Raw genomic sequence first — 12083 nt, forward strand, 5'->3', positions numbered from 1 at the left:
GATTTTTAAAGCCTTTTCAATTTTCAGGGCTGTCGGATGGATAATGATTGCTGAATGGTCTGATTAATTAAAATGACGTGATTAGCGTTGCAAAAAAAATAATACCTCAGGTCCGGGCAAATGCGGCGCAGCGGCCATGTCTGTCGCTGCGCCCTGCACTATTTCGGTCAGGCTGGCTGTACCTGCTGACGCGCAGCATGGCGCGCCGTCATTACAAACACCATCAGACCGGCCACACCCAGCGCCACGCCGACCCAGGCTGTGGAGATCCAGCCATAGCCCAGCGACACCGTCAGGCCACCGAGATAAGCGCCCATCGCATTGGCGATATTCAACGCCGAATGGTTCATTGCAGCCGCCAGCGTTTGTGAATCATTGGCGACATCCATCAGGCGAATCTGTAACGACGGCAGCAGCACCGAGCAGGAGCCAATCAGGAAGGTCGCCAGCAGTCCGGTGGCCACATGCTGAACCAGTACCGGGAAGGCCAGCATCACCAGCACGTTCCATAACAGCGTCCAGCCAATAATGTTGAGCACCGCACCATCAGCCAGACGGCCACCGACCAGATTACCGATGATCATTCCCAGTCCAAACGCCACCATCGCCCATGGAATGAGTGAAGGAGAGATGCCAGCGATATTAATCAGCGTCGGCGCGATGTAACTGAAGATCGCGAACATGCCGCCAAAGCCGACCGCGCCCACCAGCAGGGTCAGCAGCACCTGCGGGTTTTTCAGCGCACCCAGTTCGCGCATCGGATGTGCATCCGCATCGCCTGGCGTGTAAGGCACATAGCGACCAATCAGCAGGCAGGTCAGAAGACCAATCGCGCCCACAAAGGTGAACACCACGTGCCAGCTGAATAGCTGCCCAATCCACGAGCCCAGCGGCACACCAATCAGCGTTGCGACCGTCAGGCCCAGCATCAGAGACGCCAGCGCGCGGCCGCGCCGTTCAATCGGTACCAGTGAAGCCGCCACCAGGGAGGCCACGCCAAAATAAGCGCCGTGCGGCAGCCCGGTCAGAAAGCGCGCAATTAGCAGCCCGTGATAGCTGTCGGCCATTGCGCTGGCGACATTACCGATGCTGAACAGCGCCATCAGGATCAGCAGCAGCGATTTACGCGCCATCCGCGCTGCCAGGACGGCAATAAACGGTGCGCCCACCACCACACCCAGCGCGTAACTGGCGATGGCGTTGCCCGCCTGCGGTTCGGTGATCGCCAGAGAGCGTGAAACATCGGGCAGCAGGCCCATCATGATGAACTCACCGGTTCCGATACCAAAGCCGCCCAGCGCCAGAGCGAGTAATGCCCAGCGGATAAAGCCGGCATCGTCGGTTTTATGATTTTTTCTTAACAAAATTGATTCCCAATGGCCTGAACTGAAAAGCTGACGTGAGCCGGCGGGAGAAAGCAGAACGTGTTCCCGTCCGGATGAAGCGGTTTGACTATAGAAAGTCATGCCGCGCTAAGCAACCCATTTTGTGATCTGACGCACAGTTAAGGCTGCGCCAGCGGCAGGCTTCCACTGTGCAGGTCTCGAGCGAATCGTTATGTGCCCGCTCACAATCCAGAGAGAGCAGGCAGGCTTAAGTCGGGAATGTCTGCTTAACTGACCGGTTAACGCGTCTTTATTTAACAGGTTACTGAACAGGAATCAGCAGATGACGACCAGAGTGATCCTTCTTACCGGCGCCAGCGGACGCATTGGCCGGACCTTCTTCGCAGCCACCCAGAATCGCTACCGATTTATCCTGACGGATGTGCGGGAGCCCGATTACGCAATCCCCGCCCCGCATCGGTTTATCGCAGCGGATTTGTCGCAACCTGATCAGGCGGCGAAGTTGCTGGCCGAAGAACCTGTCGATACCGTCATTCACCTCGCCGGTATCCCTGATGCACAGGCCAGTTTCGACGATCTGCTGCCCGCGAACATTCTCTCCACCACCTGGTTACTGAAGGCTGCCGCAGAGCATCGCTGTCGTCGTCTGGTGTTTGCCAGCAGTGCGCAGACTATTGAGGGCTATCCGACAGATGTTCAGATACATCCCGGCATGGCTGTCTGTCCTGCAAATCTGTATGGCGTGACCAAATGTTATGGGGAAGCCCTTTGCGCTTTCTATGCCAGCCAGCAGGGTCTGAGCTGCGTGGCACTGAGAATCGGAGCGTTTGAAGCAAAACTGGATAACAGCCAGCACACTGCGCGGGATTACAGCGCATGGCTGAGTCCGGATGATGCCGTCCGCTTGCTGACCGGCGCTGTCGAGGCAGAGAACATCACCTTCTTTATTGGCTACGGCATTTCCGATAACCGCTTTAAACGCTTTGATCTGACACAGACGCGCGAGGTGCTGGGCTATACGCCGTCTGATAATGCATTCAAAACATTCGCGCCGGGTGAACTGGATTATTAAATCGGGTCGTCATGCTTAAGATGAACGACCGCCAGAAAGTTCGGCGGTCTCTTAAGCGCTGCCGGAAGCCGAATTCAGACGTAGCAGAAGCGGAATCGAGCCAATCAATGCGTTCCAGTACTCACCCTTCGACCGATGTCTTTGAGCTGTGAATATTTCTCCAGCAGCTGAGGGCCATCATCCAGGCTCATGGCAAACATCCACATATAGGTCATTACCGAATAGATATGACCGGCATTGATGCCGCCACGGCCCGACATCACCGCGATGGTGACCGCAAACAGTAGTGCCGCCACGCTACCGATAGCCAGATAGCCGCACGCTTCCCGATCCGAGAGGCGGATCCGCAGACTGGCAAGCACGCCATAGTGGCGGCCCAGTGACGCGGCGTTCGCGTTGCTGACAAAGCTCACCTCTTTCTCCAGCCGGTTGTTAAGACGGCCAAACAGCGCATCGTTCTTGCGGGTAAATCCCGGCAGGAAACAGGCGAAGAACAGCAGGATCGCCAGACAGCCTGCGCCGGTCCAGAACTCGATAGCCAGCAGCATCACTGCCGCACCGGTCATTGACGCCAGCGAAGTAATCAGCACCGGCAGATGCTTCTCGAAAAAGTCGACAAACTCGCGAGACAGCGCCACCCGCGCAGCAATCGTCGACGCGCTCTGTTTTTCATTGCGCTGTGCCACAATCACCGGCACGGCCAGCTCAGCATAGATGCGGGCAAAAGTACGGGTATCGACACTGCGCCGCGCTGCGCCGATGGCCCACATGGTAAAGACCATCGCCGCATAGAGCACCGCATGCCAGGTCCTGCCGGAGAGTATGGCGTTGATAGCGAAGCCCGCCAGCAGCGGATAAAGCAGATACATGACGTTTTCCGCCACCACCAGTAGCAGCGTGAGGAATAGCTTGCGGCTATGGCGGCGGCCAAGCATTTTTAATGTCAGAATAGCGCTGCGGGGAGCCGCAACGGGCAGGATCGTTTTTGAGGAAGACATAGTTTCTGTTTCTGATAGAGTTACTCTTGAGCGGTTGCTCAAGTACGAAAAGCAGTCTATTTGAGCAGTTGCTCAAAGTCAACGTGGCAGTGATAGAGAGAATAATGAAAGAGTCGGCTGAGGTATTAAGAACCAAAATCCTGGATGCAGCGATAGTGCTGTTTATTGAGAAAGGGATCGAAAAAGTGACCACCCGTGAACTCACCGAGTCGGTAGGTATTTCACGCAGTCATATTTACCACTACTTCAGCAACTGGCAGACACTCTGCCTGGCGGCGCTGGAACGCTTTATGCGGGTCGATTTTGAAAGTTTTGCCGACACACTGGCCGTGCTCACACCGCGTCAGCGGCTGCATACCCTGTTTGAAAGCCATCTGCCGAGTGCGCCGGATGCCACCTGGCAGCTCTACGCCTCTTTCTGGCAGACGGCAGCGCACAATGCTGCTTATGCTGCACTGGCTGAAGAGATGACTGAAGTGTGGCAGGCACTGATGGAGGGGATAATCCGTGACGGTGTCACCGACGGCACGCTGCGATGTGATGATGTTCCCCGCACCGCCAGGCAAATCAGCGCCATGCTGAATGGCTATGCGGATTTGCTGACCATAAATCCTTCAGAGTCCAAAGCTCGCGAAGCCATGACAGACCTCCACCAGTTTGTTGAATTTGCCCTGGGGCCATGCCGTTAATCCCGCTTAATACGGTTTACCTTTCGCCATATATTAATTAAATGTTAAAGAAAGGTTTATTATTTTAATTAGCGTGCAGTTTTAAGCGGCTATAAATGCGAGTTCGTCAGTTAAGCTGACTTATGCTTTTTACGTCTGAAAAGCCCCCTTTTTGATAGCGTTTTTCGCCGGAAACAGCTGTTTACACAGATTATTATCATTGACTTAGCGCCTGCTGAAACAGGTAAGCTGGTGTTTTTACGCCATTTATTAGAAAGACGTTAGCGTAGCGGCAATAATGCATGCGGTCATAAACCCACCAACTGATTGATTCCTATAGCAAAGAATGTGTTATCTGCCGACAAAATTAATCATTGAGTCGGACCTGAAAAACACCTATATTGGCCGCGCTTTACACATAGCCACCCATTTTAATTCATTTATTCAACTGTGACGCTACGCCCGTCCCGGTTGTAGGAGAGATATGATGACGGATAAAGTCCGTATTGATAGTTTGAATGCACAGAACTTAAACGCAACCAACGAAACCTATTTAGCCCGTCAGGCTGAATTTGAATCAAACGTTCGAAGTTATCCTCGCAAATTGCCGTTCGCGATTGCGAAAGCTCAGGGTGTCTGGATCACCGACGTCGAGAATAATCAGTATCTCGACTGTCTTGCCGGTGCCGGAACGCTGGCGTTGGGTCATAACCATCCAGACGTTCTGCAGAGCATTCAACATGTCATTACCAGCGGCTTGCCGTTACATACTCTCGATTTAACTACGCCGTTAAAGGATGAGTTCTCTGAGTACCTGCTCTCGTTATTACCGGGTCAGGGCAAAGAGTACTGCCTGCAGTTTACCGGTCCGTCCGGCGCAGATGCCGTTGAAGCGGCGCTGAAACTGGCGAAAAAGCACACCGGCCGTTCCGGTATCATCAGCTTCTCAGGTGCCTATCACGGTATGACCCACGGCGCGCTGTCGGTCACCGGCAACCTGTCACCGAAAGAAGCCGTAGACGGCATGATGCCGGAAGTGCAGTTCATGCCTTATCCGCACCTTTATCGCTGCCCGCTGGGTATTGGCGGTGAAGCGGGCGTGAAAGCGCTGACCTACTACTTCGAGAACCTGATCAATGACGTTGAAAGCGGCGTTCGCAAACCTGCGGCGGTGATTCTGGAAGCGGTTCAGGGTGAAGGCGGGGTTAACCCGGCACCGGCTGAGTGGCTGCAGCGCATCCGCAAAGTGACCAAAGAGCACGGCATTCTGCTGATCATCGACGAAGTCCAGGCGGGTATTGCCCGTACCGGTAAATTCTTCGCCTTTGAGCACGCGGGTATCGAGCCAGACATCATCGTAATGTCCAAAGCGGTCGGCGGCGGTCTGCCACTGGCGGTACTGGGCATTAAGAAAGAGTTCGACGCCTGGTCTCCGGGTCACCACACCGGCACCTTCCGTGGCAACCAGCTGGCGATGGCTACCGGCCTGACCACGCTGAAGCTGCTGAAAGACAACAACATCGCTGACAAAGTCGCGGCACAGGGCGAATGGCTGAAAGGCAAACTGGGCGAGCTGCAGCAGCGCTACCCGGTTATCGGCAACGTGCGGGGTCTGGGTCTGATGATCGGCATCGAGCTGGTGAAACCTGACGAGCCTGCTGACCACATGGGCAGCTTCCCGGCAGACGGCGAGCTGTCAGCGCTGGTACAGAAAAAATGTTTTGAGAACGGCCTGATTCTGGAGCGTGGCGGACGTCACGGCAGCGTATTACGTCTGCTGCCTTCCCTGCTGATCACCGATGCAGAACTGGACGTGTTCCTGGATAAATTTGAAAACGCCCTGCTGTCCGCTGGCGTGAAAGCAGTTTAAGTGGAGTGAATGCAATGTCCCGGTTAAACCCGATTCTGGCGGCCTCAGCACAGAGTACCGAGGCCTACCAGCAGGCGATTGCCCAGAGTAGCGCGGCCGTCGTTAAGTGGCTGGAACAACCTGAGATGTATCAGGGAAAAACCGTCGCAGAGCTGCGCGAGCGCATCACGCTGGACTTCAATCCTCAGGGCCTGGGTAACCAGGCCGCGATTGAACGCGCCATTGAGTATTTCCTCAAAGACAGCCTGTCGGTGCATCACCCGCAGTGTGTGGCGCATCTGCACTGTCCGAGCCTGGTCATCAGCCAGGCGGCGGAAGTGCTGATCAACGCCACCAACCAAAGCATGGATTCATGGGATCAGGCACCGTCTGCCACCCTGATTGAGATGAAGCTGATTGAGTGGCTGCGCACCCAGGTGGGTTATCAGCCTGGCGACGCGGGCGTCTTCACCAGCGGCGGCACCCAGAGCAACCTGATGGGTCTGATGCTGGCGCGTGACGCCTGGTTTGCGCGTCAGGGACATTCTGTTCAGCAGGATGGCTTAACCGGCGATCTGAAGAAGATTAAAGTATTCTGCTCAGAGAACGCGCACTTCTCCGTACAGAAGAACATGGCGCTGCTGGGTCTGGGCTATCAGTCCGTCACGCAGGTGAAATGTGATCAGTTTGCCCGCATGGATATGGATGACCTGCGTCAGAAGCTGGCCGCATCTAAAGCTAACGGCGAAAACATCCTTGCGATCGTTGCCACGGCGGGTACTACCGATGCCGGTGCAATCGATCCGCTGCGTGAAATCGCGGCGCTGGCGGCGGAAGAGAACATCTGGGTGCACGTCGATGCGGCCTGGGGCGGCGCGCTGCTGCTTTCAGAGAAGTATCGTGACTATCTGGATGGCATTGAGCTGGTCGACTCCATTACCCTGGACTTCCACAAGCAGTTCTTCCAGACCATCAGCTGCGGTGCCTTCCTGCTGAAGGAGGCACGTCACTATGAGCTGATGCGCTACCAGGCGGCCTATCTGAACTCGGAGTTTGATGAAGCACAGGGCGTGCCGAATCTGGTCTCCAAATCGCTGCAGACCACCCGTCGTTTTGATGCACTGAAACTGTGGATGGGTCTGGAAGCGCTGGGTCAGAAGCAGTATGCCGAAATCATCGATCACGGTGTGACGCTGGCGCAGCAGGTGGCACAGTACGTTAAAGAGCAGCCTGCTCTGGAGCTGGTGATGAAACCGCAGCTCGCCAGCGTCCTGTTCCGTTATCGTCCGGCGCATCTGGCGCACCTCAGCAGTGCGGATATCGCCCTGCTGAACCAGCGCATCGGGGATGCCCTGCTGGAGTCAGGCCGCGCTAACGTCGGCGTGACCGAGCACGATGGCGTCACCTGTCTGAAGATGACCCTGCTGAACCCAACGGTCACGCTGGAAGATATCAAAGTGTTGCTGACGCTGGTGGAAACGACGGCACAGCAGCTGGTGTAATTCATTACATCGGTTCACACCACAGAGGCGCCTTCGGGCGCCTTTTTATTTTTCTGCCACGCTTTTTGCTTTTAATATCATGATGACCTGTTCATCCCTGTCCCCTCCGTTCCGTTACATGGCCTCTTCATCTCAGGTCCTGTACTGGCTGATCCATTCAGTGCAAAAATCGAGGTACGCGAGCGTAATGGCCGAAGGATGTTTGTGTCGCACATAGAGCAGATGCAAAGGCGTCGAATAAGGCGGGCTTTGAGGCAATAGCCGCACCAGCTTCCCACTTTCCACATCCGCTTTAACCATGAAATCGAACAACAGGGATACGCCGGCACCGCTGAGTGCATAGTGGCGCAAAGCCTGTGCACTATTGGAGGAAAAGAATGGCTCAAATTTTACCGTCTCGTTACCGGAAGACCATTCGAAGTAGCCACTGTTAAGCCCTTCCCAGCTGGCTATCGGGCAGGTTGTCAGGGCCGCCAGCGTCTGCGGATGACCAAAACGTTCAGCCAGCGCGGGGGTTGCGACAAACCATGCCTCAATATTCATAACCGGTCTGGCAATAACATCCTCGGTATGCAGAGCACCCAGCCGGAGTGCTACATCAATCCCATCCTCATAGAGGTCGACCACTCTTTCCCCTGAGTGGCAAAAGACTCTGATATCAGGATAACGTTGCTGAAACGCATGCAGTAACTCCCACCATAACGTGAAATCCGCTGGCACCGATATGCGCAGTTTACCCGCCAGTTTGTGCGCGGATGTCACCGTTTTTCTGGCATCTTCCAGTAACTCCAGACCCGGGCGCGTCTGCTCAAAAAACTGCTGGCCTTTATATGTAGGCCTGACGCCCTTTTTGGATCGCTCCAGCAGCTGCACACCCAGAGCCAGCTCCAGCTCGTTGAGTTTACGCACCAGCGTGGAGATGGGGATCCCCGTCCGGTCACTTGCGGCAGAGAAGCTGCCTGCCTGAACAACGGTGATAAATAACTTCGTGGCGTTAAGATCCATTATCTTTCCATATATGGCAAACACCTGCCCAATTTTGCCCGTTTACTTCATATTTTCAACTATTAAACTGCCTGTTCTGGCGGTGAAGTGAAGAATAAAACGGCCAGGGGATCAGGTAACGCGGTCTGGTTCAATGAAATAAGTCTGGCGATACGCTCAGCAGAAAAGGAAAAAATCGATGAAAAATCGTGTGACGGAAATTCTGAATATTCGCTTTCCCATTATTCAGGCACCTATGTATTTTCTGACCGATGCAACCTTTGTTGCCGCGGTGTCTGACGCAGGGGGGTTGGGAATTATTGGCCCAAATGCCGGGCAGGACACCCTGCCCGAGTCACGCTTCGATGCGCTGGAACGCATGCGTGAGCAGATTCGTAAAACGAAGTGCCTGACCGACAAACCTTTTGGAGCAACGCTGATCAATGGACCAGATATGAGTTTCTGGCGGCCAACGGCTGAAATGTTTATTGATGAGAAGGTTGAGGTGGTGTTAATTAATGAGCTGCTTGATCCCGAAATATTCCATTTCTTAAAACAGCACCGCATTAAAATCATTTATCGTGCGCTGACTCCCGATGTCGCCAATTCACAACAGGCCGAAAAACTGGGCGCCGATATTATTGTCGCTACCGGATTTGATGAGGGGGGAACCGTACCCGCACGCATTATTGGTACATTCAGCATTGTCCCCATGATCGCTGACAGTGTGAAGATTCCGGTGCTGGCGGCCGGTGGCATTGGTGATGTACGTGGCGTGCGTGCAGCGCTGGCGTTAGGCGCAGAAGGCGTCTGGATAGGTAGCCTGTTTTTAACCGCGCAGGAAAACCCGGCAGATGAAAAGGTAAAGCAACTCATCGTGGCCTCAAGCGCGGAAGATTTGCTTCTTTTCCGCACCCTGCCCGCGTATTACCGGACATTACCCACCCCGCTCAGCCCCAGGCTGGCAGAGCTTGATGAGCAGGGAGCCGATCGTGAAACGCTGTTCAGCGCAATGAATGGCTATCACGCATTGTGGCAGGCGATGCGTCTGGGCAATGTTGACAAGGGCGTAGTTTCAACAGGCACCGGCATCTCAATGATAAAATCAGTGCGTTCCGTCGCAGCTATCATTGCCGATCTGGCGCAGGATTTTACTACCACGCCCGACGCACGGAAATCAGACGAAACGGTTCACAGCCTCAGGTCTGCTTAATCCTGCACCGGAATCAGCTCGCCGCCGCCGGCCAGCCAGATTCCGGTCTCCTGCATGTCGCTTTTAACAATGCCCTCACGACGTAAACTATGTATGTTCAATTTTTATTGATCAAACGCGCGGAAGAGAAACCGACGGATTTAATGATTCTGTTTAGCGCGCGTTTAATATAGAACCCGTACAAGTTCTTTATTTCATCTTATATGGATAAACCGCATCACGATCAAAAAATAACGTTTACCTTTCAGCCATAATAGACCAATATTCAACTTAACTCTTTGAATAAGCTACAATAACGGCTATTCACCTGGGTTAATTAATTCATCAGGAGTAATGGCTTATGCTGCTGCGTAAATTAATCATCATTATTATGGGTCTGATTATGGCGGCCGTGATTATCATTGCCGATAACCATGCTGATAAAGTCCGCTCGCGCGATCAGGTTTTCAGTTTATCGTCATCGCAGGATCGCTAATCTGTTCTGAATAACCAACGCCTGCACCCTCGCGGGCGTTCACGCTAACAGGCAGTCTGATGCACAGGCAGTCTGCCCGATTATCCTTTACCGCTCACATAACTTAGCGCGACGGCGGCTCATCCAGCAGTCGCAGATGATCATCTTTATTCAGCGTCATCAACGCAACAATACTGACCAGCGCAGTCGCCATCACATACCAGGCGGGAATATCAGGATTACCGGTCTCTTTGATCAGGCTGGTAATGATCAATCCGGCGCAGCCGGAAAAGACCGCGTTGGAGAGCGAGTAGGCCAGGCCCAGCCCGGTGTAACGCACGCGTGTCGGAAACATCTCGGCCAGCATCGCGGGCCCTGGCCCCGCCAGCAACCCGACCACGCCACCTGCGATAAAGACCACCAGCGCTTTGGGCAGCAGTCCGGTACTCTCTGCCTGCAAAACGTTTAACAGCGGCAGAGAGAACACCAGCAACAGTACCGCCGCTGCGACCATCACGGCGCGGCGGCCAATCCTGTCGCTCAGCATCCCGGCCGGGATAATGGTGGCGGCAAAGCCGAGGTTCGATATTACCGCAATCAGCAGTGCCTGGTTAAATCCGGTGTGCAGCGATGCCTGCAGATAAGTCGGCATGATCACCAGCCAGGTGTAACCTGCCGCCGACCACACCATCAGCCGGCAGATGCCCAGCAGAATCGTTTTCAGCGTGTCACCCAGGCTGGCGTTCACTTTTGCCTGGGGCTGTGCCTGCTGCTGAACAAACGCGGGCGTCTCTTCCATCTGCACCCGCAGCCAGAGTGCAAGCACGCCCAGCGGCAGTGCGATAAAGAACGGGATGCGCCAGCCCCAGTTCAGCATCTGCTCTGGCGTCAGCAGCACGGAGAGCAATGCCACTATGCCCGCACCTGCCAGCAATCCCAGCGCCACGGTGAAGGATTGCCACGCACCATACAGACCGCGCTTTCCGCGTGGTGCAAACTCGGTCATCAGCGACACCGCCCCGCCATACTCGCCTCCTGCGAACAGCCCCTGCAGGATACGCAGGCCGGTAACGATCAGCGGCGCTACGATACCCAGTTGGGCATAGGTCGGAACCAGACCGATAGCGGCTGTCGCCAGCGTCATCATTATCAATACAAATATCAGTGTAGGTTTTCGCCCGATGCGATCGCCCATGCGGCCAAAAACAATGGCACCCAGCGGACGGAAGAAAAAGGCGATGGCGAACGACGCATAGGTCAGCAGCAGCCCGGTCAGCGCGGACTCGCCCTCCAGCCGGAAAAAGTTCTGCGCAATCACCGTGGCCAGAAAGCCATAGACCGCGAACTCATACCATTCAATGAAATTACCGACCGAACCGGCAAGCAGAGCACGTTTTCGGCTGGCGGAAGAGAGCAGATTATCAGCAGGAGCAGACATGGCAGGCGATCCTTTTGAAGCCTCATCAGTCGCTTATGATTAGCACAATCGCTGCTCATCTGCGCAAACTTCTGCCCGTCACGTTACTTCAGGCACATAAATCTGCGGTTGCAGACCCCCACACGCTCTTTTTCACCTTCAGTTCTTGCACAACCGCTGTGCGATTGTCAGGATACGCGGCATTGAATGAATCAGGCGGAAAGATGATGAACGCACACACCTCAAACGATCCTCTGCATGGCGTCACGCTGGAGATGCAGATAAACAGTTTAGTCGCGCAGTATGGCTGGGCAGAGCTGGCAAAACGGATCAACATTAACTGCTTTAAAAGCGATCCCAGCGTTAAATCGAGCCTGAAGTTTTTACGCCGTACGCCGTGGGCGCGCGCTGAAGTCGAAGCACTCTATCTGGCCTCGTTAAACGCGCAACCGGCAGCACGCGACGAAGCGGCTGAAGAAGCCGATCAGCCACCTGCTGAAGATCCGTGGGGCAAGTGGCGCGGTAACACGCCGGAGTAACACTGAAAATGAAGCAATAAAAAAGCCCGCGCAGATAAACC

The 12083-nt window shown here is 54.6% G+C and carries 11 protein-coding genes; 7 read left to right on the forward strand and 4 right to left on the reverse strand.

All coding sequences use genetic code 11. From position 1 onward, the window contains the following. Positions 1-167: 167 nt before the first annotated feature. The gene (locus tag BY447_RS22210; RefSeq protein WP_110332264.1) at positions 168-1364 is read right to left on the reverse strand and encodes an MFS transporter; all 1197 of its coding nucleotides are present in this window, start codon (positions 1362-1364) and stop codon (positions 168-170) included. A gap of 304 nt (positions 1365-1668) precedes the next feature. On the opposite strand from BY447_RS22210, the gene BY447_RS22215 reads away from it, so the two are divergent. Then, positions 1669-2418: an NAD-dependent epimerase/dehydratase family protein gene (locus tag BY447_RS22215; protein WP_110332265.1), complete on the forward strand. Its 750-nt coding sequence runs from the start codon at positions 1669-1671 to the stop codon at positions 2416-2418. A 104-nt stretch (positions 2419-2522) separates the two neighbouring features. Here the strand turns inward: BY447_RS22215 and BY447_RS22220 are convergent, their stop codons facing one another. After that, complete coding sequence (locus BY447_RS22220; protein ID WP_110332266.1) at positions 2523-3416, reverse strand: ABC transporter six-transmembrane domain-containing protein; 894 nt, start codon at positions 3414-3416, stop codon at positions 2523-2525. 104 nt (positions 3417-3520) lie between these two features. Here BY447_RS22220 and BY447_RS22225 point away from each other — a divergent pair, with 104 nt between their 5' ends. From BY447_RS22225 to BY447_RS22235, 3 genes are all read left to right on the forward strand, one after another. Continuing rightward, entirely contained in the window at positions 3521-4105 is a 585-nt protein-coding gene (locus BY447_RS22225) for a TetR/AcrR family transcriptional regulator (RefSeq protein WP_110332267.1), read from the forward strand. A 463-nt stretch (positions 4106-4568) separates the two neighbouring features. Further along, a complete protein-coding gene (locus BY447_RS22230; protein WP_013196214.1) occupies positions 4569-5954 on the forward strand; it encodes a diaminobutyrate--2-oxoglutarate transaminase in 1386 nt (461 codons plus the stop codon). Positions 5955-5968: 14 nt separating this feature from the next. Next, the gene (locus tag BY447_RS22235; RefSeq protein WP_110332268.1) at positions 5969-7435 is read left to right on the forward strand and encodes a pyridoxal phosphate-dependent decarboxylase family protein; all 1467 of its coding nucleotides are present in this window, start codon (positions 5969-5971) and stop codon (positions 7433-7435) included. 132 nt (positions 7436-7567) lie between these two features. Here the strand turns inward: BY447_RS22235 and BY447_RS22240 are convergent, their stop codons facing one another. After that, a complete protein-coding gene (locus BY447_RS22240; protein WP_107320378.1) occupies positions 7568-8440 on the reverse strand; it encodes a LysR family transcriptional regulator in 873 nt (290 codons plus the stop codon). A 178-nt stretch (positions 8441-8618) separates the two neighbouring features. Between BY447_RS22240 and BY447_RS22245 the strand changes: the two genes are divergently transcribed. Both BY447_RS22245 and BY447_RS23595 read left to right on the forward strand, forming a co-directional pair. Continuing rightward, positions 8619-9632, forward strand: coding sequence for an NAD(P)H-dependent flavin oxidoreductase (locus tag BY447_RS22245; RefSeq protein WP_110332269.1), 1014 nt, complete (start codon positions 8619-8621; stop codon positions 9630-9632). 340 nt (positions 9633-9972) lie between these two features. Next, a complete protein-coding gene (locus BY447_RS23595; RefSeq protein ID WP_013196210.1) occupies positions 9973-10107 on the forward strand; it encodes a hypothetical protein in 135 nt (44 codons plus the stop codon). Positions 10108-10210: 103 nt separating this feature from the next. On the opposite strand, the gene BY447_RS22250 is transcribed toward BY447_RS23595, so the two are convergent. After that, a complete protein-coding gene (locus tag BY447_RS22250; RefSeq protein ID WP_110332270.1) occupies positions 10211-11524 on the reverse strand; it encodes an MFS transporter in 1314 nt (437 codons plus the stop codon). Between the two features lie 206 nt (positions 11525-11730). Here BY447_RS22250 and BY447_RS22255 point away from each other — a divergent pair, with 206 nt between their 5' ends. Next, the gene (locus BY447_RS22255) at positions 11731-12042 is read left to right on the forward strand and encodes a VF530 family DNA-binding protein (protein ID WP_110332297.1); all 312 of its coding nucleotides are present in this window, start codon (positions 11731-11733) and stop codon (positions 12040-12042) included. Positions 12043-12083: the final 41 nt, after the last annotated feature.

Origin of the sequence: Pantoea sp. JKS000250, from assembly GCF_003201065.1 — a bacterium.
Lineage (GTDB): Bacteria > Pseudomonadota > Gammaproteobacteria > Enterobacterales > Enterobacteriaceae > Pantoea > Pantoea vagans.